A 24473-nucleotide genomic window follows, 5' to 3' on the forward strand; every position below is an offset into this window, starting at 1 on the left:
GATATAGGCGCGGTCGTCGACGGTTTCATCCCGTAACGTGCTTGCTACCGGCGAGCCCCTGAGTATATTGCGCGCCTTCCCGCGCCGGGGGTCTCAACCACCCCCGACCTGAGTGCGCTGGTGAGGTGGCCGAGTGGTTGAAGGCGCACGCCTGGAACGCGTGTATAGGGGAAACTCTATCGAGGGTTCGAATCCCTCTCTCACCGCCACTACTCTCAGCCCAAGATCTTGAAAAGTATCGGAATTCCGCCGAGAGAGCGGTGTTGCGCCGTCATGTCCTTCGTCCCCAGAGCGGTTGTGCGGACAAGCGCCCAGGTCGCTGCCGGCGGCGGGCCGTCTTGAAACTGACATGAAAGTGCGATCCATCCGTCACGGGACTGTCGTCTTGCCGTGATCCCCCGCAGTTACACGCCCCCCACAATGAAGCGTCGCCATGACGCCAAACGGGGGTATCCATGTTCAACCGCTCGAAAGTGGCGCTGCTGCGCCGCGCTAGCCTGTTGGCGCTGTCGGCCGTCGCGATCTCCGGCGTCGCCCATGCTGCCGACGTCGTGACCGACGATCAGGATGCTGTGAGCAGCGTCGTCGTCACGGCCCGCCGCCCGCTGGCCGAGAGCCAGGCCGCAGCCCTGCAGATCCAGAAGAACTCCGACTCGCTGATCAGCGTGCTGTCCGGCCGACGCCATCGGCGACCTGCCGGACCAGAACATCGCCTTCGCCGTCGGCCGTCTGCCGGGCGTCGCCGTCGAGCGCGACCAGGGCCAGGCCCGCTATGTCAACCTGCGCGGCGCGCCGGTCTACTGGACCACGCTGTCGTTCGACGGTCTCAGCGTCGTCAGCCCCGAAGGCCGCGCGACCCGCTTTGACAACATCCCCTCGGCGATCGCCAGCCTGATCACCGTCGAAAAGGCCATTGTGCCCTCGATGCCGGGCGACACGGTCGCCGGCAATGTCGACATCCGCACCCGCCGCGCCTTTGACTACAAGGGCCAGAAGTTCACGGGCAAGCTGGGCGTCGGCCGCGTGAAGCTGGGCGGCGGCGACGAGCTGGACAGCAACCTCGTCTATTCGAACGTGTTCGGCGACAAGCTGGGCGTCGTGGCCCAAGCCTCGTACTATTCGCGCGAGATGGCGACCGATAACTGGGAGACCGATCCCTATCTGTCGAACACGGTCGATCCGAGCAAGCGCTTCGCCCGCGAGCACGAGAACAAGCACTATCGCCTGACCCGTCGCAACATGTCGGCCTCGATCCGCGCCGACTACAAGTTCGACGACAACAACGCGATCTTCGTCAGCACGATCAACACCTATTACAACGACGACGAGCTGCGCGATAACTTCCTCATCCGTCTGGACCGGGGTACCGACGCCGCCGGCAACAGCTACACCAGCACCGCCTTTATCAATGGCAACAACCCCGTCGCGGGCACGGTCTATGGCGCGCAGATCAACGCCCGTATCGACTACCGCAACACCAAGGAAGGCATGTCCACCAACACGGTGGGCGGCGAGCACAAGTGGGACAAGCTGAGCGCTTCGTGGCGCCTGAACTACACCTACACCCAGGACGGCCGTGACACGCCGGTGACCATGGCTTTCCAGAGCCCGTCGACCTTCTCGCTGCGTCCGACGATCGATTACGATTTCCGCAACGGCGACCTGAACACGATCCGCTTCTTCCAGACGGGCGGCACGACGACGGCGCGCACCCAGGGCGCGCAAGTCACCAACATCGAGGACTTCCAGTTCCCGCTGCAAAGCGCGGGCATGCTGAAGGGCGGCGACTTCACCGGCGCCTACACCGCCAAGGCCGACTTCGACTACGAAGGCGAACTGTTCGGTCGCGAGACCAAGTTCGAGTTCGGCGGTCTGTGGACCTCGCGCACCAAGAAGTCGCGTGAAAGCAGCTTCACCCGCGCCTATTCGGGTACGGGCGTGCCGGCCTGGGGCCAGTTTGCCACCAACATCGAGTATCTGGGCAGCCAGAACCTGAACTACGCCTTCCGCTACACCAACAAGGACTACACGACGAACTTCGTCGAAGACCTGGTGAAGACCGGCCAGGCGACCAAGAACGACACGCGCGCCAACTACTGGCGCGTGGGCGAGACGATCACCGCCGGCTATGCGATGGCCACGACCCGGTTCGACTGGGGCAGCATCGTCTACGGCGCCCGCGTCGAGCACATCGAGAACGAAGGCCAGGCCTTTGTCGGCTCCAGCCTGGTCAAGGTGACGAGCGACGACACGCTGTACTATCCCAGCGCGCACCTGAACTGGAACCTGCGCGAAGACCTGAAGCTGCGCGTGGGTGTCACCACCTCGGCCTCGCGCGCGGACTTCGACGACCTGCGTCCGAACTACACCTTCAGCGACTCCAACCAAACGGTTTCGGGCGGCAACCCCTACGCCAAGCCCGAGCGCCAGGTCGGCTTCGACACCTATCTGGAATGGTACGCCGGTCGCGAGACCTTCGTGTCGGCGGGCGTGTTCTACAAGGATCTGAAGGACGTTCTGGTCCAGACCTCGCGGGTGTTCGGCGAAACCACGCTGAACAGCGGCGGCGTCGATCGCTCGGGCTACGCCTATTCGGGCATCGGCAACGCCGGCGAGGGCCACATCCAGGGTCTGGAAGTCTTCTTCAGCGGCACGGCCGAGACGTTCGTCCAGTCGCGCAACCTGCCGGCTTGGCTGGGCGGCTTCGGGACCCGCCTGTCGGGCACCTGGACCTCGTCGGAGGTCGCCCTGCCGGCGACCACCACTCAACCGGCCCGCACCATCTCGGTGCTGGGCACCTCGGACGCGGTCTATAACATCCAGGCCATCTATGAAAAGTATGGCCTGACCATGCGTCTGGCCTACCAGTACCGCACGCCGTGGGGTCAGTCGGTGGGGGACTACCGCGTGACCAACGGCAGCGTCTTCACCTCGGGCAATGGCGATATCTACTGGGATAGCGACGAGGAGCTGGACTTCTCGGCGCGCTATCAGGTCAACGACAACATCGAAGTGTTCTTCGACGCCAGCAACCTGACCAACGCCGGCGCCCGCCGCTACGCTGATCAGAGCCGCTACACGATCGAGTACGAGAAGTTCGGCCCGCGCTACGTCGCCGGCGTGCGCTTCAACTTCTAAGACCCGGCGCGCCCACGCCTGGCCCTGGCTTTCAGGGGCGGGCGTGGGCGGCGTCGTCTCCGAGCCCGCGCAGGCGCGGCTCCGGTTGAGCTTCATCCTGACCGGCAGGCATGACGGGCTCGTCGAGCGAACGTTTCACGCCGGTTCCGGCGGCAAAGATCGCTCCGGCGAAGACCAATCCTCACCCTGAACAGCACACGCGAAGACGCGGACGCGGCCAGCGCAATCTCCCCGGCGAGCCGGCGGGGGTGACGGCTTTTTGCGGCACAGGTCAGGCGCGCATGAGCGCCGCTCATGCAAGCTATGAGCGTTGCGCTTCTGTCGGGCGAGAGTGGGGGCAGCTATCCTAACTCGGTCTGTGCACCTTTCGTTCTCGACCAAGGAGGAAGCTATGACAGCTTTGGCTATGGACGTGCGTGAGTTGAGTATCGATGAGATCGACGCGGTGGCTGGCGGGCCGCTTCCCGCTGTCATCATCGTAAAGGTCGCCGTCAAGGCGGTCTTGCTGGGCTCGGTTAGCTGTAGCGTGACCATCAAATCATAGTAACGCTGAACGGCCGCAGTTTCGGTTGCGGCCGTTCTACCGCCAAAAGGGTTTGGTGAGCGCCGATGGACCAGACATCGCGTTTGCGATCGTCCGCCCTCGTCGAGGTCCTGACGCGGGACGGGGACACCTTTCCTATCGCGGCGGGGCGGGAGCTGATTGCGCTGATCCCTGTGTCGTCGGGTCTCGGGACCCCGCTGCGGATCGATACGGCCTGGCAGGGGCCGACGTCTGGCATGGCGGGTTCGGCGGCGGGCGTGGGGACCGTCTCCCTGCCCGGCGAGGGCGAGGACCGTCGGTGGAGCTTCGGCTCACCGCCCGTCTGGCGCTGCGGCCTGTACACTCTGTGTCACCGCCCGGGCCGATTGCAGATCGAACAGCTTTTCGCCGACACCTTCGAGGACCAGACCGGCCGCGCCTTCGTGCTGCAGTACGATCGTCGGACCGGGCGGCCGACCCGTCTGCTGCTGCAGGTGGAACAGACCCTGTCTCTCGGGCCCATCCGCTTGGGTCTCGCCCGGTTCAGGGACTGGAAGCGACCGGTGTGATGAAGATTCTCGGTTCCCCGGCCCGATATGAGCCAAGAGTCTCTCCGACGACGCCGCTCCCCCGATGATGCTGAGTTTCGAGCCGGTTTCCCTGGCGTTCGGCGTTCGCGCGCGTTAGCAGGGCGCCCATGATCCGCCTCGACAACATCTCCAAGCAAAACGGCCACCAGATCCTGTTCATCGAAGCCTCGATGGGCGTTCAGAAGGGCGAGAAGGTCGGTCTCGTCGGCCCCAACGGCGCGGGCAAGACCACGCTGTTCCGCATGATCACCGGCCAGGAACAGCCCGACGACGGGATCGTCTCGATCGATGCCGGGATGCGGATCGGCTATTTCAGCCAGGACGTCGGCGAGATGTCGGGCCAGAGCGCGGTGGCGGCGGTGATGGACGGCGTCGGCCCCGTAAGCGCCCTGGCCGCCGAGATGGCCACGCTGGAGGCGGCGATGGTCGATCCGGACCAGGCCGACCAGCTGGACGCCATCATGGAGCGCTACGGCGAGGTCCTGGAGCGCTTCCAGGAGTTGGACGGCTATGCGCTGGAGGCCCGCGCCCGCGAGGTGCTGGCCGGCCTCAGCTTCAGCCAGGAGCGGATGGACGCCGACGTCGGCCTGCTCTCGGGCGGCTGGAAGATGCGCGTGGCCCTGGCCCGCATCCTGTTGATGCGGCCCGACGGCATGCTGCTGGACGAACCGTCCAACCACCTGGATCTGGAAAGCCTGATCTGGCTGGAGTCGTTCCTGAAGAATTACGACGGCGCGTTGCTGATGACCTCGCACGACCGCGCCTTCATGAACCGCATCATCGGCAAGGTGATCGAGATCGACGCCGGTTCGCTGATCACCTACTCGGGCGACCTTGATTTCTACGACCAGCAGCGGGCGCTCAGCGAGGCCCAGCGCCAGGCGCAGTACGAGCGCCAGCAGGCGATGCTGGCCAAGGAGATCAAGTTCATCGAGAAGTTCAAGGCGCGCGCCTCGCACGCCGCCCAGGTGCAGAGCCGGGTCAAGAAGCTGGACAAGATCGAACGGGTCGAGGCGCCGCGTCGTCGCCAGACCGTGCAGTTCGAGTTCCAGACCCCACCGCGCTCGGGCGAGGACGTGATCAGCCTGCGGGGCGTCCACAAGGGCTATGGCGAGCGGCCGATCTATCAGGACCTCGACTTTCTCGTGCGCCGCAAGGAGCGCTGGGCCGTGCTGGGCGCCAACGGCGCGGGCAAGTCCACCTTGCTGAAGCTGGTGGCCGGCGACACCAAGCCCGACCAGGGCGTCGTGAACATCGGCGCCAGCGTCAAGATGGGCTATTTCGCCCAGCACTCGATGGACCTGCTGGACGGCGAGGAGACGATCTTCGAGTCGCTGGAGCGCTCGTTCCCGCAGGCGGGGCAGGGGGCGTTGCGCACCCTGGCCGGCTGTTTCGGCTTCTCGGGCGACGACGTCGAAAAGCCCTGCCGCGTGCTGTCAGGCGGCGAGAAGGCGCGTCTGGTGATGGCCAAGATGCTGTTCGACCCGCCGAATCTGTTGGTGCTGGACGAGCCGACCAACCACCTCGACATGGTGACCAAGGAAATGCTGGTGGCGTCCCTTTCGGACTTCGAGGGCACCATGCTGTTCGTCTCGCACGACCGCCACTTCCTGGCGGCGCTGTCGAACCGGGTGCTGGAGCTGACGCCGGAGGGAATCCACCAGTACGGCGGCGGCTACACCGAGTATGTCGCGCGGACGGGTCAGGAAGCCCCAGGGCTTCATCCGGGCGGCTAGGGCCCCTTCGGCTTTAGATGGAGCATCTAGAGCGTTGGAAATGGCTCTAAATGTTTGATTCTAGAGCCTGTTTGTCTGCTCCAGAGGGCCCCGTCCAAAGCAGACAGGCTCTGAGGCCTTTTCGCGCCGAGGTCGGGGCGACGCCCGCCGTTGCGCACGCCGAGAAAGCCGGTTGGATCCACTACAGCCTCCCCGTGTAAACGGTTGCGGACGCGAAACGTGGCGTGAGAACGGCGCGAGGTCGCACGGCGCCGCGCAAGATTCTTGCTCAACGGGCCCCCGATCGCTCCATTTATCATAAGAATGTACCCAAAAAGGCGCTTGAAAAAAGATTGCTAGCGCTGTCAATTGGCCATTGCAGCGATCCGATACCGATGTTACCGCTAACTAGTTTCTAGTGGTTCGGTTCTTTGGTTCGGACGCCGGAACGGAAAGAGCGACCGGAAATGCTTCCGGTTCGTAACAAAAACAGCGCCCCATAGAGGGCTTGATTAGGGGGAATGGCTATGAAGCGGCTTCGTCGCTTGCATGCGTCTGCCTCGTGCGTCGCTATCACAGCGGCCATGTTCGCCAGCCCGGTGCTGGCCCAGCAGGCTCAAAACACCACCGTTGATGAAGTGATCATCACGGGCATCCGCGCTTCGCTCGAGCGGTCGATCGAGATCAAGCGGACCAATTCGGGCGTCGTCGACGCCATCTCCGCCGAAGACATGGGCAAGTTCCCGGATACGAACCTCGCAGAGTCCCTGCAGCGGATCACGGGTGTGTCGATCGACCGGACCAACGGCGAAGGCTCGCAGGTCACGGTCCGCGGCTTCGGCGGCGGCTTCAATCTCGTGACGCTGAACGGCCGCACCATGCCGACGGCCAACGTCGCCACGGTCGGTGGCGACCAGTCGTCGGACACCGCCGGCGGCACCAGCCGTTCGTTCGACTTCTCGAACCTGGCGTCGGAAGGCGTCACCACGCTGGAAGTTTACAAGACCGGCCGCGCGGCGGTTCCGTCGGGCGGCATCGGCGCGGCCATCAACGTCAAGACCCGCCGTCCGCTGGACGGCAAGCCGGGCCTGACGGGCAGCGTCGGCGTCAAGGCCGTCTATGACCAGAGCATGGACAAGAAGGTCGACGACGGCGGCAGCAAGATCACGCCGGAATTCTCGGGCCTTCTGAACTGGGCCGACGACAGCGACACCTTCGGCGTCGCCCTGTTCGGCGCCTATCAGAAGCGCGACTTCACCAGCCGCAGCGTCACGTCGAACGACTGGAACATCCGGACCTATTCGGACTTCATCAACCCGGCCAACGGCTTTGTCCGTAACAGCGGCGCGACCCAGATCACCAACGCGCCGTCCAGCGGCTCGACCCTGGTCGCCATCCCGAACGACAGCCGCTACCACTTCTCGCAAGGCGAGCGTGAGCGGATCAACGGTCAGCTGACCGCCCAGTATCGTCCGACCGAGAACCTGACCATCACGGCGGACGCCCTGTACGCCGTGAACAAGTCGTTCGAGCGTCGCAACGACAGCACCAACTGGTTCAACCGTCCGTTCGACCGCGTCACGTTCGACAACAACCCCGTCGTCGCGACCGCCGTGCTGCTGCAGGAAACGCTCAGCGGCACCAAGGACATGGGCTTCGAGCAGCAGTATCGCAGCAACGAAGACACCCTGGAGTCCTATGGCCTGAGCGCCGACTGGGATCTGTCCGACCGCCTGCGCGTCAAGCTGGACGGCCATATCTCGAAGGCCGACTCCGGTCCGCACTCGCGCAACGGCACCAGCTCGACCACCGTCTCGATCGGCGCGCCGATCGTCTCGGCGCACTCGGTGGACTACAGCGGCAAGGTTCCGGTGCAGTCGATCACGATCAACGACGCGGCGCCGCGCGGCAACGGCAACGGCGCCCTGGACGCCGGCGACCTGGGTAGCCAGGTCGCCCGCACCTGGACCAACAGCCAGCGCCACGAAGTCAAGGAGATCCGCGCCGACGTCACCTACGACCTCGACGACAACGGCAGCCGCCTCGACTTTGGTTTGGACTATCGCACCTCCAAGATGGTCCAGGAGAGCCGCTCGACCCAACAGGATCTGGGCAGCTGGGGCATCTCGAACCCGCGTGACGTGCAACAGTTCGCGCCGGGCCTGGTCAAGGCCTTCTGCATGGCCTGCCAGTTCAACGAGTTCGACCTGAAGCAAAGCGGCGCCGGCCTGGTGTCGTTCCGCGCTGACGCCATCGACCTCTACAACGCGATGTCGCAGGCCTATGTGGCGCGCGGCAATCCGGTGAGCGTCACGGGTCAAGGCAACAACCGCGTCGATGAAGACATCCTGGCGGGCTACGCTCAGGTGACCTGGAAGTCGGAACTGGGCGGCATGCCGGCCACTCTGGTCACCGGTGTTCGCTACGAGCAGACCAAGGTCACCTCGACCTCGCTGGTGCGCACGCCCAGCGCGATCGTCTGGACCGCCGACAACGACTTCAGCCTGCAGACCTCGGCGACCTATCAGCCGCTGGCCGGCAAGGGGAAGTACAACAACCTGCTGCCCGCCCTGGACTTCAGCGTCGACCTGCGTGACGACGTCGTCGGCCGCTTCTCGTTCAGCCGCACGATCGCGCGTCCGGACTACGGCAACCTGTTCGCCGCCCAGTCGGCCGGCACGCCGAACCGTCCTGTTGCGAACGGGGCCATCCCGCTTGGCTCGAGCGGCAACCCGGACCTGGAGCCGCTGATCTCGGACAACTTCGACGTCTCGCTCGAGTGGTACTACAAGCCCAGCAGCTACATCACGGCCGGCTTCTTCGAGAAGCGCGTGAACAACTTCGTGGGCACGGGCACCGTGACGCAGAACCTGTTCGGTCTGCGTGACGTCAGCTCCGGCGCGGCGGGCACCCGTTCGGGCAACGCCAAGGCGATCCTGACGGCCATCGGCGCCGACCAGACCGACGTGAACCTGTTCACGATGACGGCTCTGCTGCAGACCACCGGTTCGGCGGCGGCGGCTCAGGCTCAGTTCCAGGCCAACCGTGGCGTCACGGGCGACCTGAACCAAGCCTTCGTGGACCAGATCCTGGCGGCGGTCGATCTCTCGCCCAACAGCACCGATCCGCTGTTCAACTTCCAGGTCTCCAAGCCGATCAACAACAAGACCGGCAAGATCCACGGCTTCGAAATCGCGGCCCAGCACTTCTTCGGTGACACCGGCTTCGGTGTGTCGGGGGCCTATACGATGGTTCGCGGCGACGTGGCCTTCAACAACGGCGCGAGCCCGTCGCAAGACCAGTTCGCTCTGCTGGGTCTGTCGGACACGGCCAACGCCACCCTGATCTACGACAAGAACGGGATCTCGGCGCGGATCGCCTACAACTGGCGTGACAAGTTCCTGGCGGCCACCAACCGTGGCGGCTCGCGGAACCCGGTCTACACTGCGCCGTTCGGCCAGCTGGACATCAACGTCAGCTACGACGTGACGCCGAAGCTGGCGATCTCGCTGGAAGGCATCAACCTGACCAAGGAAAGCCTGCGGACCTACGCTCGCGACGAAAACCAGCTGTGGTTCGCCCAGGAGCTGGATCGTCGGATCCTGCTCGGCGCACGCTACCGCTTCTAGTCGCAAGACCGGAAGCAAGGATGGGGTCGCCGCTTGCGGCGGCCCCTTTCTTCCTTTGAAGTAGGCGTATCCAGGGTAGGTCGGCGTCCATGAACCGAGTGCTTCTCAACAATGTCGATCATGCCGACCTGCGCGTGATCGCCGCGCACGGCGTCGCGTTCGGCGATGGCGTCAACCAGACCCTGCTGCTGCCGACCGAGTTCGAGGCCGCGCAGCGCGAATATCCGATCCTGATCCGCAAGGACCCCTCGGGCGGCTACCACGCTGTGGCGCTGCTGGGCCTGGATCGTGACGAGAACCTTTTCCTCGACGAGACGGGCTGGCGCGCGCGCTATGTGCCGGCGGTCCAGCGGCGCGGGCCTTTTTCGATCGCGCTCCAGCGCGACGAACGCGGCGGCGAGCCGCGACCGATGATCCATGTCGATCTTGATCATCCCCGCGTGAGCCAGACCGAAGGCGAGCGTCTGTTCCTGCCGGCGGGGGGCAATGCGCCCTATCTGCAGGCGGTCAGCCAGACCCTGGGGCAGATCCACGAGGGGATCGACATCGCCAACCCGATGTTTGCGGCCTTCGAGCAGTATGGGCTGATCGAGCCCATCGATATCGAGATCAAGCTGGATGAGCATGCCAGCTATGACGTGCCGGACGTCTTCACCATCGCGCCGGATCGCCTGAACGCCCTGAGCGGCGAGGCGCTTGAGCGGCTGCATCAGTCCGGACTCCTGCGCGCCGCGCAGTGGATCGTCTCTTCGATGGGCAATATCGAGGATCTGATCGCCCGCAAGAACCGTCGCCGGGCCAGCCTGGCGTGACCGCGCTGACGGCGAGACGAACGCTTGAGGTCACGGCGGCGACGCCGGCCGAGATTCCGTTCGACGCCGTCCTCGCCGGCCAGACGCCGATGCTGTTCAAGGGGCTCGTCCAGGACTGGCCGCTTGTCCAGGCGGGCCTGGGTTCGCCCCAGGCCGCGCGCGACTATATCCGCGCCCACGATCGCGGCGTTGCGGTCGTCGGCTATACGGGCGACCCCGCCATCAAGGGGCGCTTCTTCTACAACGACGCCCTGACCGGCCTGAACTTCAAGGCCGAGCGCGCGCCGCTCGAGGCTTTCCTCGGGCGGATCGAGGCGGTCGAGGGGCAGGAGAACGCGCCCGCGATCTATATCGGCTCGACCGACCTGGACGCCTACTTCCCCAGCCTGAAGGCCGAGAACGATCTGGGTCTCGGCCCAGAGGTCTATGGGCCACAGCCGCCGATGGCCGGCATCTGGCTGGGCAACCGCACGGTGGCGGCGGCTCACTACGACATGTCCAACAACATCGCCGTGTGCGCCGTGGGGCGCCGGCGGTTCACCCTGTTTCCGCCGGACCAGGTCGCCAACCTCTATCCCGGTCCGCTGGAGCCGACCCCGGGCGGCCAGGTCGTCAGCATGGTCGATTTCGAGACTCCGGACTTCGACCGTCACCCGCAGTTCCGCGAGGCCCTGGCCAGCGCCCAGGTGGCCGAGATGGAGCCGGGCGACGTGCTGGTCTATCCGGCGCTTTGGTGGCACCAGGTCGAGGCCTTGGACGGCTTCAACGTGCTGATGAACTACTGGTGGAACGCCACGCCCGCCTTTGTCGATACGCCGATGACCACGCTGCTGCATGGCCTGCTCAGCCTGCGTGATCGCCCCGATTTCGAGAAGCAGGGCTGGAAGGCCCTGTTTGACTACTACGTCTTTGGTCCGGCCGAACGGGCCGGCGCGCACCTGCCGGACGATGCGCGCGGACCGCTCGGCGCGCTGGATGACCTCAAGGCCCGACGCCTGCGCGCCTGGCTGCTGGACCGACTAAACCGATAGGCAAGCCAAGGGGAGGGGAGATCATGCAACCCCAAACGATCCGCAAGGTTGTGATCGCTGGCGGCGGAACTGCGGGCTGGATGGCCGCTGCGGCGCTGGGCCGTCAGCTGGGCTCGCTGCTCGATATCACCCTGGTGGAGTCCGAGGACATCGGCACGGTCGGGGTGGGGGAGTCGACCATTCCCACGGCGCGCACCTTCAACGCCCTGCTCGGCATCGACGAGGCCGAGTTCATGCGCGCCACCCAGGCGACCTTCAAGCTCGGCATCTCGTTCGAGAACTGGGGCGAGGTCGATGATCGCTACATCCACTCGTTCGGCCAGGTCGGCAAATCCACCTGGATGGGCGGCTTCCATCACTTCTGGCTGCAGGCTGTGGCCCATGGCTTTGGCGGCGACCTCGGCGACTACTGCCTGGAACTGAAGGCGGCCGAGGCGCAGCGCTTCTACACGGGCGAGAACGGTCCGCTGAACTACGCCTATCATCTGGACGCCGGCCTCTATGGCCAGTTCCTGCGCCGCATGGCCGAGGCCGACGGCGTGCGTCGCGTCGAAGGCAAGATCGCCAGCGTCCGCCAGCGGGAGACGGATGGCTTCGTCGACGCGCTGGTCATGGAATCGGGGCAGGTGGTCGAGGGGGATCTCTTCATCGACTGCACCGGGTTCAGGGGTCTCCTGATCGAGCAGACCCTGAAGGCGGGTTACGAGGACTGGAGCCACTGGCTGCCGACCAACAGCGCGCTGGCGGTCCAGACCCGCTCGACCGAGCCGGCGGTCCCCTATACCCGCGCCATCGCCCACCGCGCCGGCTGGCGCTGGAAGATCCCCCTGCAACATCGCGTGGGCAACGGGCTCGTCTACTGCAGCGACCACATGTCGGACGATGAGGCGATGACGATGCTGACGAGCGAGATCGAGGGCGAGACCCTGATCCCGCCGCGCCTGATCCGCTATCGCACGGGCCGCCGTCGCAAGACCTGGGACAAGAACGTTGTCGCGCTGGGTCTGTCCAGCGGCTTCGTCGAACCCCTGGAATCGACCTCGATCCATCTGATCATGATCGGCGTGTCGCGGCTGATGCAGCTGTTTCCGTTCGGTGGGATCAGCCAGGCGACGATCGATCGCTACAATCGCCAGGCCGATGACGAGCTGGAGAAGATCCGCGACTTCATCATCCTGCACTACAAGGTCACCGAGCGGACCGACAGTGCGTTCTGGGATCAGGTGCGGACCATGGACATTCCCGACAGCCTGGCCCACCGCATCGCGCTGTTCCAGGAGAGCGGCCATGTCTTCCAGGCCCCGGGCGAGTTGTTCCAGGTCGACTCCTGGCTACAGGTGATGCTGGGGCAGCGGATCATGCCCAGGACCTATCACCACATGGGCCGGATGATGCCGCCTCAGCAGCTGAAGCAGGCGCTGGACGACCTGAAGCGCAATATCGCCGGCACGGTGTCGCGCCTGCCGCAGCACCAGGCGTTCCTCGACCATTACTGCGCGCCGGCGGTCAGCAAGAGCGCCTGAGGCGGCCGCGTTCCTACTGGGGAAGCGGCGCGAACAGCCTTTGCAGGGTGGCGCCGATCCGTGCGGCGGCGGGGTCTGCCTCGACCAGGCCCATGGCGCTCAACTCGCCGCCGATGCGACGACCCACCGCCAGCAGCGGACGGCTGGTGATCTGGACCTTGGCCAAGGCCTCCACCGCTTCGGCGTAGCGCGCGGCGTTGAGGTTTTCGAGCGCCCAGGCGCGGGCGGCCTGGCCGGTCTTGAGACGAAGGGGGGCGTCCGCCACCAGGCGTTCCAGGGTCACGCGCAGCGCCTCGACCACGATCTCGCCATCCACCTTGAAGACAAGCTCGTCGGGCAGTTCGCCGTAGAAGCCGGCGCGGGCCACCACGGTCGGACGGCCGCTGAGCATGCCTTCGCAGGCCGAGCCCGAGGCGCCCTCCAGCACCGGCTTTCGCAGGGCGATCATGATGTCGGCCTCGTCGAGGCGGCGGTCGAGGGTCTCGTCGTCCACGGCGCCGTCGATCACCAGGTTCGCAAAGCCCACCTCGGCGGCCAGGGCCTCCAGGCGCGCGCGCTCCTCGTCGGAGATCGGTCCGACGAGGCGATAGATGCAGCCCTTCAGCGCCTCAGAACCCCCCAGGGCCTGGATGACATCGGCCACGCGCTTGTTGGGGTTCATCACCCCGACCGTGGTGAGGGTCAGTTGCGACTTGGCTTTTGGCGGACCCGGAGGGGTCGCGCGATCGGGACAACACAGCGGCGTCACGGCCACCGGCCCGGCGCAGGCGGCCTCCAGCTTCGGCGCATAGAAGCGGGCGTGCGCCAGGGCGGCTTCGCAGCGGCCGGCCAGCCATTCGGTCATCGGCAGATGCTGGGCGATCTCGCCCATATCCAGCATCTGGCCCGATCGCACGGCCACCGCGTGCGGCTGGGCGGCGGGGCCATAGGTCGCCACGATCTCGGCGTCATGACGGCGGTAGTCCAGGCCGTTGTAGTACAGCCAGCCCGAGAACAGGTTGTAGATGTAGAAGTCGTGGAAGATCCCCAGGCACGGGGCGGCGTCCAGGATCGCGAAGACGCCGGCGTGGAAGGGATAGTTGTCGCCGATATTGACGACCACCACGTCGAACTCGGCCCTCAGCCGGCCCAGATCATAGGCCCGCCAGTGATGAACGGGCAGGGCGGTCGGGTGCAGCGGCTCGGCCGGATCGTTCTGGTCCTCGCAGCGCAGGATCTCGACCTGGTGGCCGCGCGCGGCCAGTTGCTTGGCGACCTCGGCGCTGACGCGGCCGATGGACGAGCGCAGGACGAAGGGCGTCACCCAGCAGATCTTCATCGGCGAATCCTAGCGGCCCAGCAGGCGCTTCTCGGCGTCGCCGCCGGCGCGCACGAAGGCGATATTGGCCGAGACGACCTTGGCGGCGGCCTTGGCGTTGGTCGTCGTACAGGCGCCGGTGGTCTCGTCGATCATGTAGGCCTTGAAGCCCGCGTCGCCGAAGGCCTTGAACCACTGCACAGGCGTCTGGCCGACCCGCGCCAGGTGCTCGGGTCCGAACTCGGCGATGATCGCCAGATCCGGATTCTTGGCGATCACGCCCTTCATACCGGCCAGGACGTCCAGTTCCGCGCCCTCGACATCGATCTTGACCACGTCCAGGCGCTTGGCCGGCGCCACGTCGTCCAGGCGCACGACCTCGACCTCGACCGTGCGGGCCTCTTCGGCGTCGGGCAGCGCATAGAGCGAGCTATGGCCGATAATGTCGCTGACGTGGAAGGTCAGGCGCCCCGCGCGCTCGCCCACCGCCTGATCGCGCACCTCGACCCACGACAGGCCATTGAGATGCTTCATCTTTTCGAGGTTCGAACGCGGGATGGCCTCGGGCTCGAAGGCGATGACGCGACCGCCGGGCCCCGTCGCCCAGGCCATCACCAGCGTCAGCAGGCCGATATTGGCGCCGACGTCCGCCACCACCATGCCCGGCTGGATCAGGCGACGCAGCACATCGCCGGTGCCGGGCTCGAGGCCCCGGCTGGTGGCGTTGGCCAGCATCGTCACAAAGGTCGGCAGGTTGCGCGGCGCCAGCACATAGCCGTCGCGCATGCGGATGGCCATCGACTCGTCGTCATAGGCGATGAGCGGCCGCTGCTTGATCTCCAGCTCGTCAAAGCGGGGGCCGAACACGCCGGGTATCCCGGCGATGTCGCCCCTGACGCCGGCGATGCCGCTCTCCAGCCTGTGGCCGAGGCCCTCGATCCGGATTCCGTGATCTTCGCCGCGGGCGCTGTGGCCTTCGATGCGCGTCAACTGTCCCGCCATGGCCTGCAGGGCGAGCGCCGAGGCCTGCTGTTGCTGCAGCACCAGATGAAGGAGTTCGCGATTGTGATCGATCCGGACATGCGCCGCCTGGAGGTCGGCCGACAGCGCCTGGATCTGGCCCTGGGCCTGGCGCAGTTCGTGCTCGACGGTGGCCTGCAGATAGCGACGCGCATAGTTCGCTACCGGCGCCAGCACGGGCGCAAGCAGGCGTCGGGCCAGACCGAAGCGACGACGCGGCGGCGGGCCTTGCGGCGCGGCGGGCGCGGAAACGGGCTCGGGCTCCGGTGCGGGCGAGGCGGTGGTGCGCAGGGCGGCGCTGATCGCCAGATCCAGACGTGCAGGCCTCAAGTCGTTCCTCCCTGAACGCCATCCGCAAGGGGAGGGCGCTCACCGATCACGCAACAGCAGGGCGAAGCGGCCCCTACCGCTCCGTCTAGATCAGATTCACGAGATGCAGAAACGACGAATGATCGCCGACCAGGCTGATCGAGCTGCCGTCGGCGAAATCGTAGGTCACGCTTTCCAGCTGCGAGATCCGGCCGACGTCATGCAGCACACGGGCGTCGAACATCACGATGTGCGCGTCCTTCTTCATCACCTCGATCTCGCCGGTATGGGCGATGAAGTAGTCGATGAAGGCCTTGACCATGTCGATCGAGGCATAGACGGGGGCGGGCGCGGGCGCGGGCGCGGGCGCGGGCGCGGGCGTCGCAGGCTCTACCGGCTTGGGCGGCGTGATCTCGCCCGTCACCGGCTCGGCCGAGGTTCCGCCTTCTATCGGTGTCGGCGCGGTCGGCGGCGTAACCACCACCGGCGTCACCACGGCGTCGGCAGCGTCGCTCGGCGTGGGCACGACAGTGTAGTGCGTGCTCTTGGCGACGATCTCGGCCAGGACGTTGGGAAGCTCGCTGACCTCGATCACCGAGATCTTCTGCGCGGAGCCGTCGCCCACCAGGCCGCGCACCAGCTGGACGGCGTCAATGGTCGGCAGACCAGACAGGCTGAAGCCGATCCGGACATCCAGCGCCCAGCTCGCATCGGCGCTGACCGGCGCGACGTGAACCGCGTCTGCTCGGGCGGGGGTCACGACGCCCAGCACCGCGTCGGCAGGCTGGGGGTCGTTCGAAGGCATGGTCGACAGCAGCGCGACCAGCGACAGCACCGAGCTCACCGCGTGAACCGGCGTGTTGTCGACGGTCTGAGTCGGCGGGGGAGGCGCGCTGGCCCCGCCGCCAAGACCACCCATGCCGGCCGGCATGGCCGAGGCGTCGCTGAAGTCGAGCGCCGCGGCGGCGGCGGTCAGACCCGAGCGTACGGCCGGGTCCAGGCTCGCGGCGTCCACACGGAAGTCAGAGGCCAGCAGGGCGGCGGCCAGAACCAGCACCGCCTCATTGGCCGGCAGTTGCACCGAGGCATAGGCGGGCTGCTGGAAGCCGACCGGCGCGACACCGGTCGTCAGGCTGGCGTTCGAGCTGCTGCTGAGCAGGACGGGGCGGTTGTGGCCCGAGGTCGCATTGCTCTGGCCGGTCTCGGCGGCGCGCGCCTCGCCGGTCTTGAAGAAGGCGGTGCCGACCACGGCCACCAGCAGGGCTGCGGGGTGAACCGACAGGTTGCTGCCGCTGTCCGAGCGGCGGATCAGCGGATGGCGGGCGACGAGGTTGCGCACCAGGCTGGTGAAGTCGAAGCCGCGCGCAATCTCTTCATAGGCGGGGCCGGCGATCAGATACTCGCCGTCGATCCGCGCGAAGTGGATCACCACCTCGCCGTCGTCCGCCCGGTAGAACACGAACCAGGGTTCGTTCTCGTCGCTCAGGCCGCGATCCGTGCCGACGCGGATGCCCGCGCGGATCAGGGCGCTCTCGACGCGGTAGAACTCGGCCAGCTCCTGCTGGCTCCAGTCCGCCGGTTGCGGCGCGTAGCGCGGCGAGCGCTGAAAGAACGACAGGACCTGTGCGGCCATACGGCGGAAGCTTCCCCAAGCCTAGGTGTAAAGCCGACCCCCCGTCGGCCCGAACACGCTAGCAGACGACACGATAACCGAACTAGTCTTCGCTGAACAGGATCTCGTAGGTGATGGGGTCATAGAAGCGGAGCAGTTCGCGCACGAACGTCTTCTCCGAGACCTCCAGGGCCTTGGCCCAGTCGCGGTAACGGTCCGGCGGAATGCGGCCGCGACCCGTCTCCAGCTGGGAGATGAAGGTGTAATAGTCGGCGCCGACCTTGGCGGCCAGCTGGCGTTGCGACAGGCCGGCGGCCTCGCGCATTTCCTTCAGCCAGCGGCCACCTTCGCGGCGGAGGTCTTGCACCTCCGAGGCGCTGCGGCGTTGCGGGTTACCATACATTATAAAGCCTCGCGCTTTGACCGGGGCAGGAGCGCGCGCGCGCGCTCACTCGTCCGCCAGGTGAACAGTCTTTATATATAGCGCTTTTCGGCGGGGGGTACAAGGAACGCTATATAGGAATTTGCTGTACCGGTTAGAAAAATGCTGTACTCCTGAAATTCGGCTATTGTCGACGTATGACGTTTGCTCTATAGCCATCGCTGCTCCCATGCGCGCCACTCGGTCGCAGGGGGTGTGGGATTTTTTTTGGGAGACAATCCTCATGGCCTATACGACGGCCCAGTTGGTGACTGCGTACACCAACGCTAACCTCGGTAAGGCGCCTGACGCCGCCACTCAGCTGACGCTCGACGCGTACGCGACTCAATCGCAAACCGGCGGCCTGACCGACGCCGCTGCTCTGGCCAACACCCTGAAGCTGGTTAACAGCACGACGGCTGTCGCCATCCAGACCTACCAGTTCTTCACCAACCGCGCCCCGTCGGCCGCTGGTCTGGACTACCTGGTCGACTCGACCACCAACACCAACGACCTGAACGACGCGACCGGCATCTACGGCACGCTGACGAACCAAGAAAACCGGTTCATCAACTTCTCGATCAACCTGGCCACCGGCTCGGGTGAAGGCGCCGCCGCTTTCGCCGCGTCGTACAAGGACGTCTCGTACGCCCAGACCGTCGCCACCGCCTATGACAAGATCATCGGCAACTCGGTCGCCAAGGCCGCTGGCATCGACGTCTCGGCCGCGGTGGCTTACCTGAGCCGCGCCGAGAACATCGCGTACCTGACCGCCTTCGTGAAGGCGAACACCACGCTGACGGCCGCCGCCGACATCGATCTGGCCGTCAAGGCCGCTCTGATCGGCACGATCCTGAACGCCGGCACGCAAGCTGGTCTGGGTGGCTACTACGCCGCTACGACCGCGATGGTGACCGACCTGTCGGACGGCACGCTGTCGACCGACAACGCGGCTGGCGTGAACATCATCACCGCCTATCCGTCGACCGGCACCGTTGGCACGGTCTACAACCTGACCGTCGGCATCGACACCTTCGTCGGCACCGTCAACAACGACACCTTCAACGGTACGGCCACCGCCGTCGCCAACAGCTCGACCGTCAACCTGCTTGACTCGATCGATGGCGGCCTGGGCGCCGACGTCCTGAACCTGTCGAACGCCGGCGCTGCTACGGACCTGGATCCGTCGGCTCTGACCGTCAAGAACGTCGAAACCCTGAACTTCACCTCGGTGACGGGTCTGAACGGCGGCGCTCTGGACGTTTCGGCCTGGACCGGCCTGACGCAAGCCAACATCTCTCTGGCCGCTCCGGCCGGTGCTTCTGCGGTTACCGCCGCCACCAGCACGGGTGTGGCTCTGACGGCTTCGAAGGTTGTCGCTCAGAACGTGTCGGTCCAAGGCGGTTCGGCCGTCTCGGTCACCACCACGGGCGGCACCACCGGCACGATCGCGGTTGGCACCACCACCGCTTCGACCGGCGACATCACCGTGAAGGCCACCAGCGGCGGTTACGCCGACGGCGCCAACCTGACGCTGGGCACCATCACGACCAAGGGCGGCACTGCGGTGTCGGTCACGCAATCGGCCGGCATCACCTCGGCTCAGTCGACGGCTGCTTCGACCGACGCGACCAACTTCACCGTGACCCTGGGCGCCATCGGCATCACCGGCACCGCGGCGACCAAGTCGGTCACCGTGTCGCAAGACGCCAACGTGACCAAGGTCGACAGCACCGGCACCGACGGTAAGATCGGCGTCACCGCCGGCGCCGTGACCATCACGGACGTCAACTCGGCCGACAACACCAAGGCCGGCGTGATCTCGTCGGTGTCGATCACCAACGGCACCGCCGCGACGATCAACTCGAACGCCCTGACCTCGCTGACCGTCAACGGCGCCACCGGCGTCGCCATCACGGCCAACGTCGCCAACGCGACGACGTCGAAGTCGCTGACCCTGGTCGCCGCTGGCGGCACCAGCAAGGTGACCGACACGAACAACGAGATCACCAGCCTGAACATCAACGCCACGGCCGCTTCGACGGTCGAGTTCGTTGACTCCGGCCTGACGGCTCTGACCGTCTCGGGTTCCAAGCTGCTGACCCTGAACGCTTCGAACGCCAACACGGCGGCTCTGAAGACCGTGACCGTCACGGGCGCCGGCGGTCTGACCGCTGACCTGAGCGGTGCGGCTCTGAAGAACACCCTGACGAAGGTCGACACGACGGGCGCCACCGGCGCTTCGACGATCTCGATCGACGCTTCGGGCACGGCCAAGACGGCTTACGCCGGCGGCGCCGCTGTCGACAGCGTCACCATCGTGGGCGCTGTTGCTACGGGCGCTTCGATCGTCCTGGGCGGCGGCAACGACCGTCTGCTGCTGGGCGCCGGCGGTTCGGTCACCACCTCGACGACCACGGTCATCGACGGCGGCGACGGTTCGGACGCCATTGCTTCGGCTCTGGTCACGGCCGGTAACGCTTCGATGTTCAAGAACTTCGAAGTCGTGAACCTGTCGAACACCGGCAACTCGACCTTCGACGTCGCTCTGCTGACCGGTTCGACCGTCACGGGTCTGGAAATCAACGCCGGTACGGGCGTTGGCCAGTACGCGAACGTGAAGCTGGCTCAAGGCACGACCGTCACGGGCGCCGCCGCGGCCAACGACGCCACCCTGGCGTTCTCGGACGCGACCGGTGCGGCTGACGCCTACACCGTGACGTTCGCCGCCACCGGCGCTGCGACCAGCACGGCTACGGCTCCGACCACGATCAACGCGGGTATCCTGCGTATCGCCGGCGTCGAAGACGTGAAGATCGTTTCGGGCGCGGCTTCTGGCTTCACCAAGAACCAGATCGCTCTGAACGACGCGGGCGCCAAGACCCTGACGATCACGGGTTCGCAAGCGACCCAAGTCAGCTTCGACACCGCCTTCGGCACCGTCGGCGCCACCACGGGCGTCAGCCTGATTGACGCCTCGGCCGCCACCGGCGCCGTGACGATCAGCACCGCGAACGTGAACGCCGTGACGGCGGGTCTGACCCTGAAGACGGGTTCGGGCGCTGACGTCATCACGCTGGCCGCTGCCCAAACGAACGTGGTCACCACGGGCGCTGGCAAGGACAACGTGAACGTCGCCGCCGTCCTCGGCGTCGCCGGCACGTACGGCACGGCCACGGCCGCCGCCTACACCACGATCATGGACCTGGCCGCTGGCGACAGCATCACGTTCGTGAACACGGGTACGGAAACCTTCACGTCGACGAAGGTCAACGTTGACGCCGCCGCGAACTTCTCGGCCGCGCTCGACCTGGCCGCTGCTGGCGCTGGTAACGCCAACGGCATCATCACGTGGTTCCAGTACGGTGGTAACACCTACGTCGTGAACGACAACACCGCCGGCGCGACCTTCACGGTCGCCACCGACATCGTTGTGAAGCTGAACGGCCTGGTCGACCTGTCGACCGCGACGAACTCGGCTTCGAACGTTCTGACCCTCTAATAATTCAGAAGCCGGCCGCCCTCGGGCGGCCGGCGACCGGATTGATCGACGCCGTCCTGGCTTGCCAGGGCGGCGTTTGTCATGTCTGGAATCCCGACGGGCGAGGGCGCTTGCGAAGCCTCGCGGCCTGTGCTCTAGCAGCCAGGCGAGGACCGCTCATTTTTCGCCACATTTTCGTGGTCGAGACGCAACCTCAGTTGTTACTGTACTCCGCCGCCCGATGGTGCGGCGTCCTGAAGGCTCGAAATGTTCTTCACCCGCACTGGCGCCAAGCCGACCATCCTCGATCAGGCTGTTCTGGTCGCGAAGCCGGCGGTGATCACCGCCATGGTCTTCAGCTTTTTTATCAACATCCTGGCCCTGGTCAGCCCGCTTTACATGCTGCAGGTCTATGACCGCGTGCTGTCCAGCCGCAACGTCTCGACCCTGGTTGTGCTGACGGTCATCTGCGTCTTCCTGTTTCTGGTCTATGGCCTGCTGGAAGCGCTGCGCACCCAGGTGCTGGTGCGCGGGGGGCTGAAGTTCGACGGCGTGGCCCGTGATCCGATCTTCAGGTCGGTGCTCGACTCGACCCTCAGCCGTCGCGGTCCCGGCAACCAGGCGTTCCGCGACATGGACCAGGTTCGCGACTTCATGACCAGCGGCCTGATCGCCTTCTGCGACGCGCCCTGGACGCCGGTGTTCGTGATCGTGTCGTGGATGCTGCATCCCTTCTTCGGCATCCTGGCGATCATCAGCTGCTTCATCATCTTCGGCCTGGCCGTGATGAACGACAACGCCACCAAGAATCCCCTGCAAATGGCGACCATGGCGTCGATCGCGGCCCAGAACGACGCCGGTTCGACCCTGCGCAACGCCGAGGTCATGAAGGCCATGGGCATGTGGGGCGGGCTGCAGGCGCGCTGGCGCGTGCGGCGCGACGAGCAGGTGGCCTGGCAGGCCGCCGCCAGCGACGCCGGCGGCGCGGTGATGTCGGGCATCAAGGTGTTCCGCAACATCGTCCAGACCCTGATCCTGGGCGGCGGGGCCTATCTGGCCATCGACGGCAAGATCTCGGCCGGCGCGATGATCGCCGGCTCGATCCTGGTCGGCCGCGCCCTGGCTCCGATCGAGGGCGCGGTGGGTCAGTGGAAGGGCTTCATCGGCGCGCGCGGCTCGTGGGACCGCCTGCAGACCATGCTGCGCGAGGAGAAGAGCGCTGACGACCACATGCCGCTGCCCGATCCGCGCGGCGTGCTCTCGGCCGAAGCCGCGTCGATCCTTCCGCCCGGCGCCCAGGCGCCGACCATGCGTCAGGCCAGCTTCCGCATCGACGCGGGCACGTCCGTCGCGATCGTCGGCCCCAGCGCGGCGGGCAAGTCGTCGCTGCTGCGCGGTATCGTCGGTGTCTGGCCCTGTGCGGCGGGCGTGATCCGTCTGGACGGCTACGACATCAAGCAATGGGATCCCGAGAAGCTGGGCCGCCACATCGGCTACCTGCCGCAGGACATCGAACTGTTCTCCGGCACTGTCGCCCAGAACATCGCCCGCTTTACCGAGTACGAGTCGCAGGAAGTCATCGATGCGGCGACCCTGGCGGGTGTCCACGAGATGATCCAGGCGTTGCCGATGGGCTATGACACGGCGATCGGCGAGGGCGGCGCCTCGCTGTCCGGCGGTCAGCGCCAGCGTCTGGCCCTGGCCCGCGCGGTGTTCCGCATGCCGGCGCTGCTGGTGCTGGACGAGCCGAACGCCAGCCTCGATCAGGTGGGCGAAGTCGCCCTGATGGAGGCGATGAGCCGCCTGAAGGCGGCCAAGCGCACTGTGGTGTTCGCCACCCACAAGGTGAACCTGCTGGGCATGGCCGACTACATCATGGTCATCAACCAGGGCGTGATCAGCGACTTTGGCGAGCGCGACGTGATGATGGCTAAGCTGACGGGCGCCGCGCCGCCGCAGCAGACCCCGCCGCCCGCGCCCGTACAGCGCGTTCAGTGACGCATCGCCCGTCGTCCCTTTTCTCGGCCGTTGTTCAACGCGCCCTTCAGGCTTGAGTCAGAATGAAGCCCCCCAAGATCCAGCGTCCGACGGATAACTACAAACGCGTCGCCCAGATCGGCTACGCGATCATCGCCATGACCTTCGTCGGCCTGCTCGGCTGGGCCGCTTTCGCCCCGCTCGACAGCGCGGTGATCGCCAACGGTGTCGTCTCGGCCGAGGGCAACCGGCGGACGATCCAGCACCTGGAGGGCGGCATCCTCAGCAAGATCCTCGTGCGCGAAGGCGACAAGGTGAAGGCCGGCCAGGTGCTGTTCGAGCTGGACCCGACCCAGGCCAACGCCGCCGCCGGCATCACGCGCAACCAATATGTCGCGCTGAAGGCTATGGAGGCCCGGTTGCTGGCCGAGCGCGATCAGCGCGCGACGATCGCCTTCCCCTCCGAGCTGACCAGCATGCGGAGCGACCCGATGGTCGCGCGCGCGATCGCCGATGAAGAAGGCCAGTTCAGAGAGCGCCGCCAGACGATCATGGGCCAGATCGCCCTGATGAACGGGCAGCGCGAGCAGTTCCAGAGCGAGATCGAAGGCATCGACCGCCAGACCCAGGGTCTGAAGGACCAGCTTGGCTTCATCGAGGACGAGCTGAACGACCTGCGCAAGCTCTATGACAAGGGTCTGGTGCCGCGGCCGCGACTGCTGGCGCTGGAGCGTGAACAGGCCTCGCTTTCAGGGGCCATCGGCCGGCTGACGGCCGACCGCTCCAAGGCCGTTCAGGGCGCGTCTGACACCCAGCTGAAGGTTCGTCAGATCAAACAGGAGTTCTTCGAGCAGGTCAGTCAGAGCATCACCGAGACCCGCGTCCGTCTGGCGGAGGTGACCGAGAAAGAGGTCGTGGCCTCCGACACCCAGAAGCGCATCCGCGTGGTGTCGCCGGTCAATGGCACGGCTCAGAATCTGCGCTTCTTCACCGAGGGGGCCGTGGTTCGCGCCGCCGAGCCGCTGATCGATATCGCGCCTGACGACGAGGCCTTCGTGATCCAGGCGCACTTCCAGCCGACCGACGTGGATAATGTCCTTCCGGGTATGGTCACCGAGGTGCGTCTGCCGGCCTTCCACTCGCGGGAGATCCCGATCCTGAACGGCAAGATCGAGTCGTTGTCGCGCGACCGTCTCTCGGACCCGCAGAACAAGACCGACTACTTCCTCGGGATCGTGCGCGTGGACGTCAAGCAACTGCCGCCGCACCTGCGCGCCAAGGTCACCGCCGGCATGCCGGCTCAGGTGATTGTCCCGACGGGCGAGCGCACCGTGCTGCAGTACCTGTTCTCGCCGCTGCGAGACACCCTGCGCACCACGATGCGCGAGGAGTAAG

General features: G+C 66.0%; 14 protein-coding genes, 1 tRNA gene and 2 pseudogenes. 13 read left to right on the forward strand and 4 right to left on the reverse strand.

From position 1 onward, the window contains the following. Positions 1-119 precede the first annotated feature (119 nt). From OVA11_RS08015 to OVA11_RS08060, 10 genes and pseudogenes are all read left to right on the forward strand, one after another. Positions 120-209: transfer RNA gene (locus tag OVA11_RS08015), tRNA-Ser, on the forward strand. 246 nt (positions 210-455) lie between these two features. Continuing rightward, positions 456-3138 (forward strand): annotated as a pseudogene (locus OVA11_RS08020) (TonB-dependent receptor). A gap of 43 nt (positions 3139-3181) precedes the next feature. Beyond that, positions 3182-3445 (forward strand): annotated as a pseudogene (locus OVA11_RS08025) (hypothetical protein). Between the two features lie 84 nt (positions 3446-3529). Next, complete coding sequence (locus OVA11_RS08030; protein WP_268066941.1) at positions 3530-3682, forward strand: hypothetical protein; 153 nt, start codon at positions 3530-3532, stop codon at positions 3680-3682. 65 nt (positions 3683-3747) lie between these two features. Beyond that, complete coding sequence (locus tag OVA11_RS08035; RefSeq protein WP_268066942.1) at positions 3748-4230, forward strand: hypothetical protein; 483 nt, start codon at positions 3748-3750, stop codon at positions 4228-4230. Positions 4231-4358: 128 nt separating this feature from the next. Further along, a complete protein-coding gene (gene abc-f / locus OVA11_RS08040) occupies positions 4359-5987 on the forward strand; it encodes a ribosomal protection-like ABC-F family protein (protein WP_268066943.1) in 1629 nt (542 codons plus the stop codon). A gap of 500 nt (positions 5988-6487) precedes the next feature. Then, positions 6488-9595 carry a TonB-dependent receptor gene (locus tag OVA11_RS08045; RefSeq protein WP_268066944.1) on the forward strand — a complete coding sequence of 1036 codons (3108 nt, stop codon included), beginning with the start codon at positions 6488-6490 and terminating at the stop codon, positions 9593-9595. Between the two features lie 89 nt (positions 9596-9684). Next, positions 9685-10407: a SapC family protein gene (locus OVA11_RS08050; RefSeq protein WP_268066945.1), complete on the forward strand. Its 723-nt coding sequence runs from the start codon at positions 9685-9687 to the stop codon at positions 10405-10407. Next, a complete protein-coding gene (locus tag OVA11_RS08055) occupies positions 10332-11438 on the forward strand; it encodes a cupin-like domain-containing protein (RefSeq protein WP_268066946.1) in 1107 nt (368 codons plus the stop codon). The genes OVA11_RS08050 and OVA11_RS08055 overlap by 76 nt, the downstream gene beginning before the upstream one ends. 23 nt (positions 11439-11461) lie before the next feature. Next, positions 11462-12961, forward strand: coding sequence for a tryptophan halogenase family protein (locus OVA11_RS08060; RefSeq protein WP_268066947.1), 1500 nt, complete (start codon positions 11462-11464; stop codon positions 12959-12961). A 13-nt stretch (positions 12962-12974) separates the two neighbouring features. Here OVA11_RS08060 and OVA11_RS08065 read toward each other — a convergent pair whose 3' ends face one another. The 4 genes from OVA11_RS08065 to OVA11_RS08080 all read right to left on the reverse strand — a co-directional run bounded on the left by OVA11_RS08065 (position 12975) and on the right by OVA11_RS08080 (position 17602). Further along, positions 12975-14279: a glycosyltransferase family 4 protein gene (locus tag OVA11_RS08065; RefSeq protein WP_268066948.1), complete on the reverse strand. Its 1305-nt coding sequence runs from the start codon at positions 14277-14279 to the stop codon at positions 12975-12977. Between the two features lie 9 nt (positions 14280-14288). Next, complete coding sequence (locus OVA11_RS08070) at positions 14289-15608, reverse strand: FkbM family methyltransferase (protein WP_268066949.1); 1320 nt, start codon at positions 15606-15608, stop codon at positions 14289-14291. Between the two features lie 85 nt (positions 15609-15693). Beyond that, entirely contained in the window at positions 15694-17220 is a 1527-nt protein-coding gene (locus OVA11_RS08075) for a hypothetical protein (RefSeq protein WP_268066950.1), read from the reverse strand. An 82-nt stretch (positions 17221-17302) separates the two neighbouring features. Further along, positions 17303-17602 (reverse strand): helix-turn-helix domain-containing protein, encoded by a 300-nt coding sequence (locus tag OVA11_RS08080; protein WP_010918890.1) that lies wholly within the window; start codon positions 17600-17602, stop codon positions 17303-17305. A 262-nt stretch (positions 17603-17864) separates the two neighbouring features. Here OVA11_RS08080 and OVA11_RS08085 point away from each other — a divergent pair, with 262 nt between their 5' ends. The 3 genes from OVA11_RS08085 (at position 17865) to OVA11_RS08095 (ending at position 24472) form a co-directional block, all read left to right on the forward strand. Continuing rightward, the gene (locus tag OVA11_RS08085) at positions 17865-21122 is read left to right on the forward strand and encodes a beta strand repeat-containing protein (protein ID WP_268066951.1); all 3258 of its coding nucleotides are present in this window, start codon (positions 17865-17867) and stop codon (positions 21120-21122) included. Positions 21123-21368: 246 nt separating this feature from the next. After that, positions 21369-23099: a type I secretion system permease/ATPase gene (locus OVA11_RS08090; protein ID WP_268066952.1), complete on the forward strand. Its 1731-nt coding sequence runs from the start codon at positions 21369-21371 to the stop codon at positions 23097-23099. Between the two features lie 62 nt (positions 23100-23161). Continuing rightward, positions 23162-24472 (forward strand): HlyD family type I secretion periplasmic adaptor subunit, encoded by a 1311-nt coding sequence (locus OVA11_RS08095; protein WP_268066953.1) that lies wholly within the window; start codon positions 23162-23164, stop codon positions 24470-24472. Position 24473: the final 1 nt, after the last annotated feature.

The organism is Caulobacter sp. SL161 (assembly GCF_026672375.1).
Taxonomy (GTDB): Bacteria; Pseudomonadota; Alphaproteobacteria; order Caulobacterales; family Caulobacteraceae; genus Caulobacter.

Bases quoted from the DNA above. Each gene is read 5' to 3' on its own strand.
- OVA11_RS08030 (WP_268066941.1), top strand. From the start codon at position 3,530: ATGACAGCTTTGGCTATGGACGTGCGTGAGTTGAGTATCGATGAGATC.
- OVA11_RS08035 (WP_268066942.1), top strand. From the start codon at position 3,748: ATGGACCAGACATCGCGTTTGCGATCGTCCGCCCTCGTCGAGGTCCTG.
- abc-f (WP_268066943.1), top strand. From the start codon at position 4,359: ATGATCCGCCTCGACAACATCTCCAAGCAAAACGGCCACCAGATCCTG.
- OVA11_RS08045 (WP_268066944.1), top strand. From the start codon at position 6,488: ATGGCTATGAAGCGGCTTCGTCGCTTGCATGCGTCTGCCTCGTGCGTC.
- OVA11_RS08050 (WP_268066945.1), top strand. From the start codon at position 9,685: ATGAACCGAGTGCTTCTCAACAATGTCGATCATGCCGACCTGCGCGTG.
- OVA11_RS08060 (WP_268066947.1), top strand. From the start codon at position 11,462: ATGCAACCCCAAACGATCCGCAAGGTTGTGATCGCTGGCGGCGGAACT.
- OVA11_RS08065 (WP_268066948.1), bottom strand. From the start codon at position 14,279: ATGAAGATCTGCTGGGTGACGCCCTTCGTCCTGCGCTCGTCCATCGGC.
- OVA11_RS08075 (WP_268066950.1), bottom strand. From the start codon at position 17,220: ATGGCCGCACAGGTCCTGTCGTTCTTTCAGCGCTCGCCGCGCTACGCG.
- OVA11_RS08080 (WP_010918890.1), bottom strand. From the start codon at position 17,602: ATGTATGGTAACCCGCAACGCCGCAGCGCCTCGGAGGTGCAAGACCTC.
- OVA11_RS08085 (WP_268066951.1), top strand. From the start codon at position 17,865: ATGGCCTATACGACGGCCCAGTTGGTGACTGCGTACACCAACGCTAAC.
- OVA11_RS08090 (WP_268066952.1), top strand. From the start codon at position 21,369: ATGTTCTTCACCCGCACTGGCGCCAAGCCGACCATCCTCGATCAGGCT.
- OVA11_RS08095 (WP_268066953.1), top strand. From the start codon at position 23,162: ATGAAGCCCCCCAAGATCCAGCGTCCGACGGATAACTACAAACGCGTC.